Consider the following 18,524-nt stretch of genomic DNA (forward strand, 5'->3'; position numbering starts at 1 on the left):
TTGATTTGACTGTCCATGCTTGATGGGATCACTGTCAATATTGATTGAATCAATATGTGTACGGTGACGGCATGACGGACCACGCAGCGGACGGCGAGCGGCTGACCACCAAGGAGGCGGCCGCCCGGCTCGGTGTGAAACCCGAGACCGTGTACGCGTATGTCAGCCGCGGCCAGCTCTCCAGCAGGCGCGACCCCACCGGCCGCGGCAGCACCTTCGACGCCAAAGAGGTCGACGCGCTCGTCCGCAGGGGCCGCCGCGAGCCCTCGTCCGGCGGCGACATCACCCAGCGGATCCGCACCCGCATCACCCTGATCGACAAGGACCGCTACTACTTCCGGGGCGTCGACGCGACCGAACTCGCCCGCCGCTACGGCTACGAGGAGATCGCCGACTGGCTCTGGACCGGCACTCTGCGACCCGGCGTACGGTTCACCTCTCCGCCCGAGACGCTCGCCGCGGCCCGTCGCGCGGTCGATGCGCTGCCCGCGCACAGCGGATCGACGGACCGCCTGCGGGTCGCCGCCATCGCGGCCGCGGTCGCGGATCCGCTGCGCTTCGACCTCGACCGGGACGCCGTGCTCGGCAGCGCGCGCATGCTGATCCCCACCCTGGTCGACGCGCTCCCCACGGTCGGGCAACGGCATCGTGGCGAGGGCAGGATCGCCTGGCGGCTCTGGTCACGGCTCACCGCCGAGCGTCCGGACGAGAGGTCCGTACGAACGCTGGACATGGCGCTCTCGCTGCTGATCGACCACGATCTGGCCGCATCGACGCTCGCCGTACGCGTTGCGGCCTCGGCACGTGCCCACCCGTACGCCGCTGTCTCCGCGGGTCTCGGCGCGCTGGAAGGTCCGCTGCACGGAGCCGCCAGCGGTCTCGCGCACCGGATGCTGGCCGAGGTCCTGGAGCGGGGAAGCGCCGCGCCCGTGGTGGCGGACCATCTGCGGGCGGGCCGTCGTGTCCCCGGTCTCGGCCACCGGCTCTACCCGGGCAAGGACCCTCGCGCCGAGGCGCTGTTCGGCGTACTGGCAGAGCTGCCCGCGGCCCGTCCCGCGCTGGAGGCGGCGCGCGAGGTGGAGGTGACGACGGCCCGCCATGTGGAGCTGCACGCCAATGTCGACCTGGCGCTGGCGGTCCTTTCGGTGGCGTCCGGGATGCCGGCCGAGGCGGGCGAGACGGTGTTCGCCGTGGCGCGCACGGCGGGCTGGATCGCGCACGCGCTGGAAGAGTACGAGGAGCGCCCGCTGCGGATGCGTCCGAGCGGGCAGTACGACGGCCCCCGCCCGCCCAGGCCACTGCCGTGAGCGCGCGGCGGACTCCCGGCGTCAGGCTCGCAGCCAGGCGGCCGTGTCCGGCTGCAGCCGGCCCTCGTCGTCCAGGGCGCCGCTCGTCAGCAGGACGCTTGTGTGGCCGGGCAGTTCGGCGGGATCTTCGGCGAGATTGACGACGCAGATCAGTCCGCCGCCACGGCTGAAGGCGAGGACTCCGGGCGCGGCCGGCAGCCAGCGAAGCGGTCCGTCCCCGAACCCGGGCCCGGCCCGGCGCAGCCGCAGGGCCCGCCGGTAGAGGTTCAGCATCGAGCCGTGATCGGCCGCCTGCTGGTCGGCGGCGTACGGGGCCCAGCCCTCGGGCTGCGGAAGCCAGGGATCCACCGCCGAGCCGAATCCGTAGTACGGCGCGTCCGCGGCCCAGGGCAGCGGCACCCGGCAGCCGTCGCGTCCCGGGTCCACTCCCCCGGAGCGGAAGTGCATCGGATCGTGGATGCGGTCGAGCGGTATGTCCGCCTCGGGAAGCCCCAGTTCCTCCCCCTGGAACAGATAGACGGAACCGGGCAGGGCGAGCGAGAGCAGGGCCGCGGCCCGGGCCCGCCGGGTGCCGGTCGACAGGTCGGTGGGGGTTGCGAAGCGCTTCTTCGCGAAGTCGAAGCCGGTGTCGTCCCTCCCGTAGCGGCTGACCGTGCGGGTCACGTCGTGATTGCACAGCACCCAGGTCGCCGGAGCGCCGACCGGGGCGTGGAAGGCGAGCGTGGTGTCGATGGAGGCACGCAGTTCGGCCGCCTCCCAGGGGCGGGCCAGGAAGTCGAAGTTGAACGCGGTGTGCAGCTCGTCGGATCGCAGATAGCGGGAGAAGCGGTCCGGGTCGGGCACCCACAGCTCGCCGATGAGGACCCCGCCGTACTCGTCGGCGACAGCCCGCCAGGCGCGGTAGATGTCGTGCAGCTCGTCGCGGTCGACGTAGAGCGTCGTGTCGTCCTCGTCGGCGTCCGGCAGACCGGGGGCCTTGGCGCACAGGGCCGCCGAGTCGATCCGTACACCCGCGGCGCCGCGCTCGAACCAGAAGCGCAGGACGTCCTCGTGCTCCTGGCGCACCACGGGGTGGTCCCAGTTGAGATCGGGCTGCTCCGGGGTGAACAGGTGCAGATACCACTCGCCGTCCGGCACGCGGGTCCAGGTCTCCCCGGCGAACTGCGACGGCCAGTTGTTGGGCGGCAGTTCGCCCCTCTCGCCGCGGCCGGGACGGAAGTGGAAGAGCTCGCGCTCGGGGCTGCCCGGTCCGGCGGCGAGGGCCGAGCGGAACCAGGTGTGCTGGTCGGAGACATGGTTGGGCACGATGTCGACGATGGTCCTGATCCCCAGCTCGCGGGCCTCGCTGATGAGCTTCTCGGCCTCGGCGAGGGTTCCGAAGGCCGGGTCGACGGCACGGTAGTCGGCCACGTCGTAGCCGCCGTCGGCCATCGGCGAGAGGTACCAGGGGTTGAACCAGACCGCGTCGATGCCGAGTTCGGCGAGGTAGGGCAGTCTCGCCCGGACGCCCGCGAGATCGCCCGCGCCGTCCCCGTCGCCGTCGGCGAAGCTGCGCACGTACACCTGGTAGATGGCGGCCGAACGCCACCAGTCGTCCGTACGATCCACGTCCGCGTGAACCGGATGAGGGGCTGCCACGTGACGGTCCTTTCGGGCAGGTGGGACTCCGCCGCCGGCCCCACAGCGGGGCGCCGGAGTGAGACCGGCGGCGGAGGCTTGGCGAAGAGCGGTGCGACGGGCAGCCCTTGAGGCAAAGCCGGGTTCAACCCTTGAGCCCGCCCGCGGTGAGACCGCTCATGATGTTGTGCTGGAAGATCAGGAAGATCAGCAGCGTCGGCACGGACGCGATGGTCAGCGCCGCGATCAGCACGTTCTCGGGCACGCCGTTCGCCAGGGAGTAGATCCCGACATTGAGGGTCTGCTTGCTCGGATCGGGCAGGGTGAGCATCGGCCAGAGGAAGTCCTTCCAGACTCCGACGACCGCGAAGATGGAGACGACGCCGAGGATCGGCCGGGAGATCGGCAGCACGACCGACCACAGGGTCCGCATCCGGGACGCTCCGTCGATGGCTGCCGCGTCCAGGAGCTCGCCCGGGATCGAGTCGAAGAACCGCTTCAGAAGGAAGATGTTGAAGGCGTTCGTGACGGACGGAAGCCAGATCGCCCAGGGCGAGTTGAGCAGATTGCGTTCCACGACCGGCACGTCGAGCACCGTCAGATACTGCGGTACGACCAGGACGGTGGCCGGGATCATCAGCGTGGCCAGCATCATCGCGAGGATGACCTTGCCGAACACGGGCCGGAGCCTGGAGAGCGAGTAGGCCGCTGCGACATCGAGGACCAGCTGGAAGGCGAGCGCGCCGACGGCGTAGTAGAGGGTGTTGAACAGCAGCCGGGCCAGGTCCATCACGTCCCAGGCCCGCGAGTAGTTCTCGGGGTGCACCGCCTGGGGCAGGAAGGTCGGCGGTGACTGGACGACCTCCTGGGTTGTCTTGAGCCCACCGGAGACCATCCAGTAGAGCGGGCCGAGGAACACCAGGGTGAAGAGGCCGACGACGAGGACGAAGACCGTCCAGTAGAGGAACCTCGCGCGGGGCCTCGCGAGTTGGGCCGGTGAGATGAGTGTGCGTGTGCTCATGTCCGTCTCCCCCGTCCTACTCGTCGTCGCCGGTGCGGCTGAGCCGTACGTACGCCCCGGAGAACCCCGCGAGCAGTACGAGCAGGACCAGGCCGAGCGCGGCCGCGCTGCCGTAGTTGTTGAAGTTGAAGGCGTACTGGTAGATGAGATAGACGACGGTCGTCGTGGACCCTTCGGGACCTGCGCCGTTGGTGAGCAGGAACGGCTCGGTGAAGACCTGCATCGTCGCGATGATCTGCATGAGCAGCATCAGCGAGAGGATCAGCCGGGTCTGCGGGATGGTGACGTACCAGATCTTGCGCAGCAGCCCCGCCCCGTCGAGCTCCGCCGCGTCGTAGAGCTCCCCCGGTATGCCCTGCAGTGCGGCGAGATAGATCAGGGTCGCGCCGCCCATGTTCATCCAGGTGGCGGCGATGACGACCGAGAGCATCGCGGTGTCGGGGTCCTGAAGCCACTGCTGCTGCGGGAGGTGCAGAAGTTCCAGGATCCGGTTGAGGAGTCCGTATCCGGGGTCGTACAGATACTTGAAGAGCAGGACGGACGCGACCGGCGGCAGCATGACGGGCAGATAGACCAGCAGCCGCAAGTAGCCCTGCGCGTGCCGGAATTCATTGAGGACCAGGGCGACGACGAACGGGACGGCGAAGCCGAGCAGCAGCGCGAGGCCGGTGAACAGCAGGGTGTTGCGCCAGGCCTGCCAGAAGGCCGGGTCGTTGAACACGGTGCTGAGGTTGGACCAGCCGGCCCAGGTGGTGCGTCCGTCCTCGGTCTTCTGGAAGGCCAGGACGAATTCCCTGACCATCGGATACCAGGAGAAGAACGAGAAGCAGAGCACGGCGCCGATCAAAAAGCCGTGTGCGGACAGATTGCGGCGCAGAGCCCGTACGAACGCCTCCCTCGATGCGTTCGTACGGAGCCCGGTGGCGCGCCCGGGGCGCGGTGGGGCCTTGCGCGGGGTGAGGGTGGGGGCCGGCATCGGCTACTGGTTCGCCAGGATCTGGTCGACCTGCGATACGGCGGTCGCCAGCAGCTTGACCGCGTCGGCCTTCTCGTTGGTGAGCACTGCCGACATCACGTTGTCCAGGACCTTGTAGATCTCCTGGGCCTTGGGCGGTTCGGCCTTGCCCTTGACCGGGTTGTCCATGAAGGCCTTGAAGTTCTGGACCGGCATGGTGGCACTGGCCGCGCGTGCCGCGTCGTCCCTGGTCTTGCTCGCGCCCAGCCAGAAGTTGGGCTGCGGGACACCGACGGGCAGACCGTCGGCCTTGGTGCGTGCCCAGTCGAACTGGCCCTTGCCGAGGGTGAGGTTCTTGAAGTTCAGCCAGGCGACCGCGGCCTTGATCTTGTCCGGGGAGATCCCCTTCTTGATCATGTAGTTGTTGCCGCCGAAGAGGGTGCTCTTCTGGCCGGGGATCGGTCCCATGCCGAAGTTCTCGTACGTGGCGCCCAGTTGCTGCACCATGTACGCGATGTCGTCGGGCGCGGCGAGGAACATCCCGAGCTTGTCGCTCGCTATCTGCTTCTGCAGGTCGCCCCACTTGAGCAGCTGGGTCTTGCCCATACTGTCGTCGTCCCAGCGCATGGCGTGCAGATTCTGGACGATCTGCCTGCCCAGGTCGTTGTTAAAGGCGGCCTTCTTGCCGCTCGCGTCGACGACCTCGCCGCCGAGGCCGTACATCGTGGCGGTGAAGTGCCAGCCGCCGGTGTTGCCCGCGCTGTACTCGCCGTATCCCGCGACTCCCTTGCCGAGTCCGGCGATCGCCTTGGCCGCGGTACGGACTTCGGCCCAGGTCTTCGGCGGGTTGTCGGGGTTGAGCCCGGCCTGCTGGAAGAGCTTGCGGTTGACGAGCAGACCCATGCTGTAGTTGCTGGTGGGCAGTCCGTAGAGCTTGCCGTCGTGCTTGAGGGAGTTCATGACGTCGGCGTCGACGTCGGCGAGCGCGGGGACCGTTTTGGGGGTGACGTACGCCGAGATGTCCGCGGCTCCGGCGTTGTCGAGGACCTGCTGGAGATCGGTGAAGTACGTGTAGAACACGTCCGGTTGAGACTTGGCCTTCAGCATCGCGGTGAAGCGCGGCGGCTCAAGGCACTGGCCGGGCGTCGAGCGTCCCTGGATCTTGATGTTCGGGTACGTCTTGTTGAAGGCCTTGACGTCCTCGTTCCACTCCTTGAGCTCCGCGGCCTTGGCGGGCGAGGGCATGCAGTCGATCGTGAGCGTCAGCTTGGTCTTCGGGTCCAGCGGCGCCGACGGGTCGGACGAACCCCCGCCGGAGCCCTCGTCGTTGTCGCCGCTGCTGCTCGTGCCACAGGCGGCCAGGACGGTGAGGGCGAGCGCGGTGACGAGGACGGTCGTAGCACTTCTCATGGGTGGTCCCCTTCGGGCATGAGCGTGGATGACCCCGCGGCAGACACGCTGCGGGAGCGCGGCACACTCAACCACCGGCGACAGAAGACCGCAATATCTCGCGCTGATTTCGTAAAACTTTGACAGCCCTTTGTGGAGCTAGCGCGGGGCCTGCGCCGTGGAGCCGCGCACCACCAGTTCCGGCTCGAACAGCAGCTCACCGGGCGGGACATCGCCGCCCTGGATCTGCGCGCACAGCAACTCGACCGCGGCCCGCCCCATCGCCTCGATCGGCTGGCGGACGGTGGTCAGCGGCGGCTCGGTGCAGTTCATGAAGGCGGAGTCGTCATAGCCGACGACCGAGACATCCCCGGGGACGGCAAGACCGCGCCGGCGGGCGGCCCGTACGGCTCCGAGCGCGAGCGGATCGCTGGCGCAGATGATCCCGGTGATCCCGCGGTCGAGCAGCCGCGAGGCCGCCGCCTGCCCGCCCTCCAGGGAGAACATGGAACGCTCGACGCAGTCGTCCGGCAGCTCGCGGCCGGCGGCCTTCGCGGCCGCGTGCGCGGCGGCGAGCTTGCGCCGCGAGGGCACATGGTCGTTCGGCCCGAGGACGAGGCCGATGCGCCCGTGGCCGAGAGAGGCCAGATGGCGCCAGGCCTGCTCCACCGCCACCGCGTCGTCACAGGCGATACAGGGGAAGTCGAGATTCTCGATGGAGGCGTTGATCAGCACCACCGGAATCTTGCGTTCGGCCAGCAGCCTGTAGTGGGCGTGCGGGGCGTCCGCCTGCGCGAAGAGTCCGCCCGCGAAGACGACTCCGGACACCTGCTGCTGGAGCAGCAGCTCCACATAGTCCGCCTCGGAGACGCCGCCCTTGGTCTGGGTGCAGAGCACGGGCGTGAGCCCCTGCTGCGCGAGGGCCCCGCCGATGACCTCGGCGAATGCCGGGAAGATCGGGTTCTGCAGCTCCGGAAGGACGAGACCGACCAGCCGCGCCCGCTCGCCGCGCAGCTGGGTCGGCCGCTCGTAGCCGAGGACGTCGAGCGCGCTCAGCACCGACTGCCGGGTGGACTCGGAGACTCCCGGCTTGCCGTTGAGCACCCGGCTGACCGTGGCCTCGCTGACCCCAACCTTCTTCGCCACCTGAGCAAGTCGTCGCGTCATGCGCGCAAGACTAGCGCAAGCCATGCAAGCGGCTTGCGCCAGCGCTTGCCCTGTTCTGCTAGTTGATGTTGATCTTGAATGTGGAGGTGGTGTTCTTCACGTCCTGCGCGTTGCCGCTGAGCTTCAGACCGTTGAAAGTGACCTCCCCGACCGCGGGCCCCTGCCCCGACTCCGGCATCTCGTTCACCCAGAGCCCGAAGCCTGACTTGGCATCGAAGGCGTCACCGCTCTTCTTCGCGCCGCTGACGGTGACATCGGTCAGCACGCTGTCCCGGACCGGGTACATCGGCCGGCTTCCGTCGTACTTCGTCTGGAACATGATCCCCGAGTAGGTCGGATCGGTGATGTCGAGTCCACTGATCCGGATGCCCCGGTACTCGTACTCCGCCGAGTACATCCACAGCGCCGGGAAGGTCTGGTTGCCCCAGAAGTGCCCACCGGCCCGCTCCAGCGAGATGTTCTCGAACGTGGATGGAGTGGCGCCGAACCCCAGAGCCGGGATCGATCCGAACTTCAGTGTGGCGATGGTGAGTCCGGAGTAGGTGAGCGTGTCCGCGACATAGGCGTTGCGTACGGCGTTCCCGCTGCCGCCGTAGACCGCGATACCGGCAGCCCGCCAGGTCAGCAGCGATGTGATGTTCTCGTAGACATTGCCGGTCTGGTCGGCGTTGACGATGTCCACGGCGGGGAACAGCGCGAAGGCGTCGTCTCCGGTCGTGCGCGCCTCCACATTGCTGACACGGTTGTCGCTGCTGCCGTTGGTGACGTTGATCCCGTCTGCGTACATGTCCCGGATACGGGAGTTCTTGATGGTGATCCGGTCCGTGTCCGTGCCCCAGTAGAGGCACATCATGTGCTCGGTCCAGATGTTGTCGACGGTCATGTCCGAGACCTTGGACCAGTTGAACACCTTGCCCGGACCGTCGTTGCGCGCGGTGTAGTTGCCGAAGAACCCGAAGCCGGAGAAGGACGAGCCGTTGGCGGTCGCCTGGACATCGAAGCCGGCGTCGGTGTTCTCCTGGTCGGTCGGGGTGGTGAAGCGGCTGAACCAGGGGCCCGCGCCGAGGACCTTGACCGCCTTTCCGTACACCTGGAACTTGTTCGAGGTCCGGTAGTCGCCTGGCGGCAGATAGACGCCGACGAGCTTGCCCGTGGTGTCCATCCGCACCTTGTCCAGGGCGTTCTGGACATCCTGGTGGGTGGTTCCGGCCGGGACGGTGTACGCCTCCGGGTCCGGGTTCCCCGCCGCCACGACCTGCTCCAGGTTGATGAAGTCGATCGCGTACGTGTCCTTGTTGGCGGCGTCCTTCTGCAGCCGGATCTTCGAGCCCGCCCGGACGGTCTCGCCGAGCAGCACGTTCGCCTCGTCGTAGATGTGACGCGGCGCACCCGCTCCCGGGGAGTTGCCGGGGCTCGCCTCGGCTCCGTACTGCCACATGTACCTGGACGTCAGGTCGATCGCTTTTCGGAAAGTGCCGTCGATGTAGACGTCGAGCGTGGAGTTGATGCCTCCGCCGCCCGGGGCGTCCGGTATCGAGAACCGCGCCACCAGCGTGTTGGTGCTCGCCCTGGTCGTGAACTCGACATAGTTGCCGGTGCTGTTGAGGGTGACGGCCTGGCGTCCGGACGCCTCACCGCCGAGGTCGCCGATGGTCCGGTTGGGGCCGACCTTCTGAGCCCCGCCGCCGAGCGTGCCGTCCTCCGCCTCGTACATGTCGTACGGCATATGGGCGCCGCGCCCGACGAACAGCGGCCGGGTGCTCGTGTTGTTGGCGCGCTTGACCGGCAGCTCGTTGGCGTCGTCCGCGACGACCACCTTGACGCTGTACGAGCCGTTGGCGACGGCCCAGGTGCCGAGGTTCACGGGTGAGGTGCTCGCGCCGGCGGCGATGACTCCGCCGTGCTCGCCCGTGAGGGTCTTGACCGTCGCGCCCTTCGAGTCGGTCACCGTGAGCGTGATGCCGTGGCTGCCGCCGGCGGAGGCCACCGTTCCCTGGTTCTTGAGAGTCACGGAGAAAGCGGCGGTGTCACCCGCGGAGGGGCTGCTCGGGGTCCAGCTCACCGCGGACGCGATCAGATCGGAGCTGTCGACCGGCTTCACCACCAGTGATGTCGGGCTGGTGTAGGTGTTGTTGGTCTCGTTCTGCTCGATGACCGCGTTCGCCTCGTCGGCGACGGCGCTGAGCTGGTAGGTACCGGCGTCACGCGCCCCGATCGAGGCGCTGACGGTCGATGTCGCCCCGGCGGCCAGTGCCCCGGCCTGCGCCGTGGCGACCTTGGTGCCGCCCAGCCGGAACGCCACGGCACTGGCCGCGGAGGCGACGGGTCCGCTGTTGCGCACGGTGGCCGACAGGGTGATCGGGTCGGACTCGACGGGCGCGGCGGGCGAGGCCGTCAGACCGGTGACCTCCAGATCGGGGTTGGGCGCCGGGACGCCCAGGACCTGGAACTCCGCGACCTGGCCCGCGGTGGCACCGGTGTTGGACGTGAACTTCAGCTGGACGTCGGCGACTCGCGCGTCCACCGGGACGGTGACCGCGTTCGCGCTCGCGGGATCGAAGGTGTAGTCCTTCGCCGCGACCAGACTCGTGAAGCCGGTCGCGCTCTGCTCACGGCCCAGGACCTGGATGTTCTGGGTCCGGGTGCCCCAACTGCTGTCCGGATTGAGCTTGAGCACCACACTGCCGATATCGGCGTTGGCGCCCAGTTTCACGGTGAGGGTGTTCGGGTAACTGCCCGCGGCGCCCTCCCAGTAGGTCGTGAGGCTGTTGTCGTTGGCGTTCTCCGCGACGAAGGTGTGGATCACGGAGGAGGCGGTGATGGGCTTGCCGACGGCGAGGTTCGAGGCAGAGCCCGCCGAGCCGTTGCGTGTCACGGTGTTGCTGTTGCCGGACTGGTTCCCGGCCGCGTCCTTGGCGCGTACGAAGTAGGACACCGTCGCACTCGCGGGCTGGGTGTCCGTGTACGTCGTGACATCGCCCGCCACGCTCTTGCGCAGCGAGTTGTTGGCGTAGATGTCGTAAGCGGTGACGCCGGTGTTGTCCGAGGACGCGCCCCAGCTGAGCTTGACCTGCCCGGCTGCGGGCTCGGTGAAGGAGAGACCGGCTGGTGCGGTCGGCGCCTGTGTGTCGCCGGTGTCTGACGTGCGGGTGACCGTGTTGCTGTTGCCCGACTGGTTACCGGCGGCGTCCTTCGCGCGGACGAAGTACGAAACCGTGGCGCTCGCGGGCTGCGTGTCCGTGTACGTCGTGATGTTGCCGGCGACGGTGGTGCGCAGTTCGTTGTTGGCGTAGATGTCGTAGCCCGTGACGCCGGTGTTGTCGGTGGAAGCCTCCCACGTGAGCTTGATCTGCCCGGTGGCCGGCTCGGTGTAGGCGAGCGCGGTGGGGGCGGTGGGCGCCTGGGTGTCGCCGGTCGCCGGGCCGTAGATCTCGAACTCGGCGACCTGGGCGGCCGCCCGGCCGGTGTTGGCGGTGACGTGGACGCGGACATACCGCGTGGTGGCGGCGTCGAAGGCGATCGTCACCGACTGGCCGCCCGCCGCGTTGAACTCGTACGCCTTCGACGCGGTCAGATCGGTGAAGTCCGTGCCGTTGTTGCTGCCCTGGATCTTCAGTGTCTGCGTCCGGGCCGCCCAGCCGTCGGGCAGCCGCAGCACGACCCGGTCGATACGGACGGACGCTCCGAGGTCCGCCTGGATCCACTGCGGGAGATCGCCGTTGCGGCTCTCCCAGTAGCTGGATCGGTTGCCGTCATTGGCGTTGGCGGCCGTGTAGACCTCGGTGTGGCTGCCGGCCGTCAGGGTCTTGCCGCGGGCGAGGTCGACCGAGGACTCACCGGCCGCGTGGACTTCGAGCTCGGAGAGCTGGGCGGCCTGCCAGCCCGTGTTGGCCGTGATGTGGATACGGACGAAACGGGTCTGGGCCTCCGCTAAGGCGATGGCCACGGTATTGGCCTGACCTGGACCGAAGGTGTATGTGGCCGAGGTCTTCAGGGTCGTGAAGCCGACGCCGTCGGCGCTGCCCTGAACGGAGAGGGTCTGCTCGCGGCTCTCCCATCCGGCGGGCAGCTTGAGCACGACCTCGTCGATCCGGTGGGCGGAACCGAGGTCGGTCTGTACCCACTGGGGGAAGCCGCTGCCTGCGCTCTGCCAGTAGGTGGCCCGGTTTCCGTCGGTGATGTTCCGAGCGGCGTATTCGCTGTGGGCGCTGCTCGCCGCCGCGGGGCGGCCCGCGGCGATATTGGGGCCGACGGCCGCCGAGGCGGTGAGCGACGGCCAGGCGATCATCAGAAGACTGGTGGTGATGACGGCGGAGAGAACCCGCCAACCCCAGCGTTGCGGTCTCATATGTCCCCGATCTGCACGTCAGATTGAGTCTTTTGCGTATGGCGGTCAGAGAATTGCAGAGATCTGCCACATCGTCCACCGCCATGACCGCGTCAAATTGATCGGCACGATCGGCCGGAACCGCGAGATCCGGCCGCACCAGCACCTTTGCCGCCCGCTTCCACGAAAACGTAAGTCGGCTGCAAAACGCGCAAGCGATTTGCGTGAAGAGGGGATTTCGGAAAGGGCCGCACGCCCCTTACCGTTCCTAGGCATGAGCCCCGTACCGACCGCTCCCGCCCGGCGCCGGCGGTTCGGCTGGCCGCAGCGGGTCTTCTCCCAGGTCCTGCTGATGCAGCTGGCCATCGCCACCGGTGTCACCGTGCTGGCCACCGGCCTCTTCCTCGCCCCGCTCAGCGCCCAGCTCGACGATCAGGCGATGCGCCGGGCGCTTGCCATCGCCGAGACGACCGCGTCCCCAGAGGTCGCCGACGAGCTGCTCGGCTCGCAGCCGACGGCAGGCGGTCCGGTACAGGCCAAGGCCGAGCGGATCCGGAAGGCCACCGGCGCCGAGTACGTGGTGATCATGGACATGCGCGGGGTGCGCTGGTCCCACACCGCCCCCGAGCAGATCGGCAGGGTCGTCTCCACCGACCCCAGCGACGCGCTCGCGGGCCATGAGGTCATGGAGATCGACAGCGGGACGCTCGGCCGCTCCGCCCGCGGAAAGGTGCCGCTGCGCGACGACAGCGGCACGATCGTCGGCGCGGTGTCGGTCGGCATCGAGTACGACAGCGTGCGCGCCCGGCTCCTCGCGGCGATCCCCGGACTGCTCGCGTATGCGGGCGGGGCGCTTGCTGTGGGAGCCCTGGCCGCGTATCTGATCTCCCGAAGGCTCCAGCGGCAGACGCACGACCTGGCTTTCTCGGACATCTCCGCGCTGCTGGCGGAACGCGAGGCGATGCTGCACGGCATCCGGGAAGGGGTTGTCGCCCTCGACGCCTCGGGCCGGATCCGGCTGATGAACGACGAGGCCCAGCGGCTGCTCGGCCTCGGCCCCGAGGCCGAAGGGCGTCCCCTCGACGAGGTGCTCGGCGAAGGTCGCACCACCGACGTGCTTGCCGGGCGGGTCACCGGCGAGGATCTGCTGACCGTACGCGGCAGCCGGGTGCTGATCACCAACCGGATGCCGACCGACGACGGCGGGGCCGTCGCCACCCTGCGCGACCGTACCGAGCTGGAGCAGCTGGGCCGCGAGCTCGACTCCACCCGAGGGCTGATCGACGCCCTGCGTGCACAGGACCATGAGCACGCCAACCGTATGCACACCCTGCTCGGTCTCCTCGAGCTGGAGATGCACGAGGAGGCGGTCGAGTACGTCACCGAGGTGGTCGGCGTCCACCGGGCCACCGCCGAGCAGGTCACCGAGAAGATCCACGATCCTCTGCTGGCCGCGCTGCTGGTGGGCAAGGCGACGGTGGCGGCGGAACGCGGCGTATCGCTGCGCATCGCGTCCGGGACACTGCTGCCCGACCGGCTGGTGGACCCGCGCGGCCTGGTCACGGTCGTCGGCAATCTCGTCGACAACGCGCTGGACGCGGCGACCGGCTCGCCGGACCCCCTGATCGAGGTCGAGCTGCGCGCGGAGGGGCGTACGGCGGTCCTGCGAATCGCGGACAGCGGTATGGGAGTCCCTCCGGACCAGCAGGAGTTGATCTTCACCGAGGGCTGGTCCACCAAGGAACTCCCCGTACACGGCAAGCGCGGCCTCGGTCTGGCGCTGGTGCGCAGGCTCGCCGAAAGGCACGGCGGCAGCGCGCGGGTGCGGGAGGCGCAGGGCGGCGGCGCGGAGTTCACCGTCGTACTCCCCGAGGCGCTGACGGAGCCGGGCCTGGCCACGGCCGTGGAGGCGCGATGACCGACGCACCGATCGACGTACTGGTGGTGGACGACGACAAACGGGTCGCACAGATCAATGCGGCCTACGTCTCCAAAGTGCCCGGCTTCCGGGTCTCCGCGACAGCGCACTCGGCCGCCGAGGCGCTCGCGCGGATCGCCGACTGCCCGGTGGATCTGATCCTCATGGACCACTATCTGCCGGACGGGAACGGCCTCGCGGTCGTACGGGAGCTGCGCAGACTCGGCCACCAGACCGACGTGATCATGGTGACGGCCGCGCGGGACGTGGCCACCGTCCAGGCGGCGATGCGTCACGGCGCGCTCCAGTACCTGGTGAAGCCGTTCAACTTCGCCGGCCTTCGCGCCAAGCTGGAGGCCTACGCCACGCTGCGTCGCACCCTGGAGGGCGGCGGCGAGGCGGAGCAGGCGGAGGTGGACCGCATCTTCGGGGCACTGTCGGTCGGCTCCGTCGCCCCGGACCTGCCCAAAGGCCACTCCCCGACCACCGCCGAGGTGGTCCGCCAGGTGCTGCTGGCCGCCGAAGGACCGCTCTCCGCCCAGGAAATCGCGGAGCGCGCGGGGGTGAGCAGACAGACGGCCCAGCGCTATCTGAAACTGCTGGAGCGAACGGGCCGGGTTCGCCTGAGCCTGAAGTACGGCGAAACGGGACGGCCGGAGCACCGCTACGTATGGGGATCCTCGGCTCCGTCCGGGCCTGCGGCGAGCCCGTCCGGCGACTGAGGACAGGACAGCCCGGGGACGGCCCGAGACTCACACCGCTCCCGCGCCCGTGAGCGCCCGTACCTCCGTCTCCGCGTGCTTCGCCTCATCCGGCGGCTCCTTCGACGTGACCGTACCGATCCAGCCCGCCAGGAAGCCGAGCGGAATGGAGACCAGGCCCGGGTTCTGCAGCGGGAAGACATGGAAGTCCACTCCCGGGAACAGCGCTTCCGGGCTGCCCGAGACGACCGGCGAGAGCACCACGAGCAGCACCGCAGGAACCAGCCCTCCGTACACCGCCCAGACCGCCCCGCGCGTGGTGAAGTTCCGCCAGAAAAGCGAGTAGAGCAGTACGGGCAGATTGGCCGAGGCGGCGACCGCGAAGGCCAGGCCCACCAGGAACGCGACATTCAGGTCGCGGGCGAGCAGGCCGAGCGCGATCGCGGCCACTCCGATCCCCGCGGCCGCGACCCGCGCGACGGCAACCTCGCTGTGCTGTCTGGCATGGCGGCGCTTGAGCGAGGCGTACAGATCGTGCGCGACGGAGGCCGATGAGGCGAGCGTGATCCCGGCGACGACGGCGAGGATGGTCGCGAAGGCCACGGCCGCGACCACCGCGAAGAGAACCGTTCCCCCCGTGGACCCCGCGCCTCCGCCGAGGTCGAGCGCCAGCAGCGGGACCGCGGTGTTCCCGGCCGCGTTCGACTTGCGTACCTCGTCGGAGCCGAGCACGGCGGCCGCACCGAAGCCGAGCACGATCGTCATCAGATAGAAGCTGCCGATGAGACCGATCGACCAGACGACCGAGCGGCGGGCGGCCCGCGCGGTCGGCACGGTGTAGAAGCGCGACAGGATGTGCGGCAGACCCGCCGTGCCCAGGACGAGCGCCAGGCCGAGGCTGACGAAGTCGAAGCGTGCGGTCCAGCCCCCGCCGTACTTGAGGCCGGGTGCGAGGAAGTCCCTGCCGTGGCCGCTTCGTTCGGCTGCGGAGTTGAGCAGCTGGTTGAAGTCGCCGTGGAAGCGCGCGAGGACGAGGACGGTCATCGCGATCGCGCCAGCCATCAACAGCACGGCCTTCACGATCTGGATCCAGGTGGTGGCTCGCATCCCTCCCAACGACACATAGATGACCATCAGTGCACCCACGCCGATGACGGTCCACGAGCGCGCGGCTTCGCTCGTACCGCCAAGCAGCAGCGCGACGAGGCTGCCGGCCCCCACCATCTGCGCCACCAGATAGAGAACGGACACGGTGACCGAAGAAGTTCCCGCCGCGATGCGCACGGGGCGCTCGCTCATCCTGGACGCGACGACGTCTGCGAGCGTGAACCGGCCGCAGTTGCGGACGAGTTCGGCCACCAGCAGAAGGACGACCAGCCAGGCGACCAGGAAGCCGACGGAGTAGAGCATTCCGTCGTAGCCGTAGAGCGCGATGAGCCCGGAGATACCCAGGAAGGAGGCGGCGGACATGTAGTCGCCCGCAATGGCGAAGCCGTTCTCCAGGGGCGAGAACAGCCGCCCGCCCGCGTAGAACTCCTCCGCCGAACCACGCCTGTTGCGGCTCACCCAGGTGGTGATGCCGAGTGTGACCGCGATGAAGGCGCTGAACAGCAGCAACGCCAGGGTCTGGTGGTGGCCGCTCAACGCCCGGCTCCCCGTGTCAACTCCTGTGTGTCCCAGCGCAGATCGAGCGCCGCCCGATCCCGGTGCAGGCGCGCATGCCGTGCGTACGCCCATGTCAGCAGGAAGGTGGTGAGGAACTGCCCGAGCCCGGCGACCATCGCCACATTCACCGCACCCGCCACCGGCCTGGCCATCAGCTCGGGTGCGGTGGTCGCTGCGACGACGTACGCCAAGTACCAGGTGAGAAAGGCGAGGACGGCGGGGACGGCGAACCTGCGGTAGCGGCTGCGCACCTCCTGGAAGGCGGCGCTCCGCTGCACTTCCAGATAGATGTCGGCGGCGCTCGATCCACGCTCCGGGACTGCTGGTCCGGGCGCCGCGACGGGCGCGGGGGCGCCCGTGCCGTCCAACTCCCCCCAGCCGGAGGCCAGGGCGTCGTACCACGGGTCGTCGAGCCGTACCGCCGCGGCGTCCCGCCCTTCAGGCTTCTCCACCGATCAGCTCCCCTTGTCAGCGAACCGTTTCGGCCGCATGCACAAGGATGGACAGAGCGGGAAGATCCCGGACTCTTCTCCCGCCGGTCTTCACCCCATCAGGTGATGCTCGACCCAGGTGGCCGCGCAAGACCTTCCCGATAGGCGTACCGCACCGCCTGAGCGCGGTCGTGGATACCGGTCTTCGAGAAGAGATTGTTGATGTGCGTCTTCACCGTGGCCGTGGAAATGTGCAGCCTGCGCGCGATGTCGACGTTGGTGAGGCCCTCCGCGATCAGGGTCAGCACCTCGCCCTCGCGCGCGGTCAGCCCGTCGGGCAGCCTCGGCCCCGGTGGTTCGGGCGCGGACGCGACCTGCTCGAGCAGCCGCTGCTGGACGACCGCCGAGAGCCCGGCGCGACCTGCCATGACGTCCTGAATGGCCCGTACGATCTCGTCGCCGCCGGCGTCCTTGGTGAGATATCCACGCGCTCCCGCCCGCAGCGCGGGGAACAGCGAGTCGTCGTCGGCATAGGTGGTGAGCACGACGATCTGGGTGCCCGGATGTTCGCTGCGGATGCGGCGGGTCGCCTCCACGCCGTCGCAGCGGGGCATCCGCAGATCCATCAGGGCGACATCGGGGGCGAGTTCGGCGACGAGAGCGACCGCCTCCTCGCCGTCCTTGGCCGAGCCGACGACCTCTATGCCGGGCAGCAGCCCCAGGAGCATCACAATGCCCTCGCGCACCACGGCCTGGTCGTCGACGACGATCACTCTGGCGTCCTGCGTTGTCATGCCGGCACCCGCAGCCGCACCACGAAGCCCTCTCCCTCGGGTCCTGCTTCCAGGGTGCCGCCGAGCAGTTCGGCCCGTTCGCGCATCCCCAGCAGACCGTATCCGGAGCCGGACGCCCCGAGCTCACCGCCGTGCGCACCGCCGCCCGAGTCCCGTACTTCCAGGGCCACTTCAACCTTCTCGTAGGCGAGCAGCATGCTCACCTTGGCGCCGGGCGCGTGCTTGCGCGCGTTCGTCAGGGCCTCCTGGGCCACGCGCCGTACCGCCTGCGAGGCCTCGGCTGTCAGCTGCCGCCGCTCCCCTGTCACCTCGGTCTCCGCTCCGTCCGCGACAGCGAGCTCGCGCAGATAGTCCTCTACGGGAGCCATCTCGCCGCGCAGCGCCGAAAGCGCCTGCCGGGTCTCGGCGAGACCCTCGCGGGCCATCACCCGGGCCGCCACCACCCGTTCCAGGATCTGTTCCCGCAGCGGCCCCTCCGGTCCGCGCTCGATCTGGATCCGGGCCGCTTCCAGATGAACGAGCTGCGCGGACAGACTGTGCGCGAGGACATCGTGGATCTCCCGTGCGATACGGGCCCGTTCGGCGAGGGCGACCGACGTGGCCTCGGCTTCGCGAGCGGCCCGTTCCTGGGCGAGCAGCCGGAATCCGGCACCCCGCGCCTGGGCATCGAGCCGCAGTGAGTATCCGCCGAGCAGCACCGCGGCGATCGTGAAGTAGGGCCCTAGCTCGCTGTCGTCGGCCAGCGCGAAGCCGATGGACATCACCGCTGCGGTGCCCAGGCCGGCGAAGAGCGGGAGGCGCTCCATCGCCATGACGGAGGCCGAGATCCACAGCACCATCGCGGGAACGGCGGCCCCGGCGATATACGCCGCCGCTCCGACGGCCGCGAGGGCGGCGACCAGTCCGAGCGAGGGTCCCAGCCGGTTGGCGAGGGTCGTCTGGTGAAAGCCGAAGACTGCGGCTGCGCAGCAGAGCAGACCCAGCGGCGGGAGCACCGCGCCCCGGCCGTGGAAGACCTCCGAGTCGTACGCGCTGTACACGACCCAGGCCGCAAGACCGGCGAGTACCGCGATGTCGAGGGCGATACGGACGCGCGGTACGCCGAGACGGGACAGTGCTTCCCGCGTTGGCCACGCGGTCAACTCGCTGCTGCGCACGTCAGATCCTCCTCCGTCGCCCCCGATGCTACGGAGGAGGAGCCGGACCCGGGATCGGCTCAGGGGTGGAGCCAC

General features: G+C 69.0%; 13 protein-coding genes. 3 read left to right on the top strand and 10 right to left on the bottom strand.

All coding sequences use genetic code 11. From position 1 onward, the window contains the following. Positions 1 to 71 precede the first annotated feature (71 nt). The gene (locus OG905_RS11095; protein WP_328667569.1) at positions 72 to 1,307 is read left to right on the top strand and encodes a citrate synthase; all 1,236 of its coding nucleotides are present in this window, start codon (positions 72 to 74) and stop codon (positions 1,305 to 1,307) included. Positions 1,308 to 1,328: 21 nt separating this feature from the next. Here the strand turns inward: OG905_RS11095 and OG905_RS11100 are convergent, their stop codons facing one another. The 6 genes from OG905_RS11100 to OG905_RS11125 all read right to left on the bottom strand — a co-directional run bounded on the left by OG905_RS11100 (position 1,329) and on the right by OG905_RS11125 (position 11,804). Further along, on the bottom strand, positions 1,329 to 2,945 hold the full coding sequence (locus OG905_RS11100; protein ID WP_328667570.1) for a glycoside hydrolase family 13 protein: 1,617 nt from the start codon (positions 2,943 to 2,945) through the stop codon (positions 1,329 to 1,331). A 124-nt stretch (positions 2,946 to 3,069) separates the two neighbouring features. After that, complete coding sequence (locus OG905_RS11105) at positions 3,070 to 3,945, bottom strand: carbohydrate ABC transporter permease (RefSeq protein ID WP_328667571.1); 876 nt, start codon at positions 3,943 to 3,945, stop codon at positions 3,070 to 3,072. 16 nt (positions 3,946 to 3,961) lie between these two features. Next, positions 3,962 to 4,921 (bottom strand): carbohydrate ABC transporter permease, encoded by a 960-nt coding sequence (locus OG905_RS11110; RefSeq protein WP_328667572.1) that lies wholly within the window; start codon positions 4,919 to 4,921, stop codon positions 3,962 to 3,964. A gap of 3 nt (positions 4,922 to 4,924) precedes the next feature. Then, a complete protein-coding gene (locus tag OG905_RS11115) occupies positions 4,925 to 6,310 on the bottom strand; it encodes an ABC transporter substrate-binding protein (RefSeq protein WP_328667573.1) in 1,386 nt (461 codons plus the stop codon). 138 nt (positions 6,311 to 6,448) lie between these two features. Beyond that, positions 6,449 to 7,456: a LacI family DNA-binding transcriptional regulator gene (locus OG905_RS11120; RefSeq protein WP_266489204.1), complete on the bottom strand. Its 1,008-nt coding sequence runs from the start codon at positions 7,454 to 7,456 to the stop codon at positions 6,449 to 6,451. A 58-nt stretch (positions 7,457 to 7,514) separates the two neighbouring features. After that, a complete protein-coding gene (locus tag OG905_RS11125) occupies positions 7,515 to 11,804 on the bottom strand; it encodes a discoidin domain-containing protein (RefSeq protein WP_328667574.1) in 4,290 nt (1,429 codons plus the stop codon). 253 nt (positions 11,805 to 12,057) lie between these two features. Here OG905_RS11125 and OG905_RS11130 point away from each other — a divergent pair, with 253 nt between their 5' ends. Together OG905_RS11130 and OG905_RS11135 are read left to right on the top strand one after the other, a co-directional pair. Continuing rightward, positions 12,058 to 13,701, top strand: a complete 1,644-nt coding sequence (locus OG905_RS11130) for a sensor histidine kinase (protein WP_328667575.1) — start codon at positions 12,058 to 12,060, stop codon at positions 13,699 to 13,701. Beyond that, a complete protein-coding gene (locus tag OG905_RS11135; RefSeq protein ID WP_328667576.1) occupies positions 13,698 to 14,423 on the top strand; it encodes a DUF7342 family protein in 726 nt (241 codons plus the stop codon). The genes OG905_RS11130 and OG905_RS11135 overlap by 4 nt, the downstream gene beginning before the upstream one ends. Before the next feature lie 30 nt (positions 14,424 to 14,453). Here the strand turns inward: OG905_RS11135 and OG905_RS11140 are convergent, their stop codons facing one another. The 4 genes from OG905_RS11140 to OG905_RS11155 form a co-directional block, all read right to left on the bottom strand. Continuing rightward, positions 14,454 to 16,046: a solute symporter family protein gene (locus OG905_RS11140; protein WP_328667577.1), complete on the bottom strand. Its 1,593-nt coding sequence runs from the start codon at positions 16,044 to 16,046 to the stop codon at positions 14,454 to 14,456. Beyond that, positions 16,043 to 16,519 carry a DUF485 domain-containing protein gene (locus tag OG905_RS11145; RefSeq protein ID WP_328667578.1) on the bottom strand — a complete coding sequence of 159 codons (477 nt, stop codon included), beginning with the start codon at positions 16,517 to 16,519 and terminating at the stop codon, positions 16,043 to 16,045. Before OG905_RS11145 ends, OG905_RS11140 begins: the two co-directional genes overlap by 4 nt. A 98-nt stretch (positions 16,520 to 16,617) precedes the next feature. Continuing rightward, complete coding sequence (locus OG905_RS11150) at positions 16,618 to 17,292, bottom strand: response regulator transcription factor (RefSeq protein WP_328667579.1); 675 nt, start codon at positions 17,290 to 17,292, stop codon at positions 16,618 to 16,620. Continuing rightward, complete coding sequence (locus tag OG905_RS11155; protein ID WP_328667580.1) at positions 17,289 to 18,449, bottom strand: sensor histidine kinase; 1,161 nt, start codon at positions 18,447 to 18,449, stop codon at positions 17,289 to 17,291. The genes OG905_RS11150 and OG905_RS11155 overlap by 4 nt, the downstream gene beginning before the upstream one ends. Between the last annotated feature and the right edge of the window lie 75 nt (positions 18,450 to 18,524).

It is taken from the genome of Streptomyces sp. NBC_00322, assembly GCF_036147535.1.
In the GTDB taxonomy this organism is placed as follows: domain Bacteria; phylum Actinomycetota; class Actinomycetes; order Streptomycetales; family Streptomycetaceae; genus Streptomyces.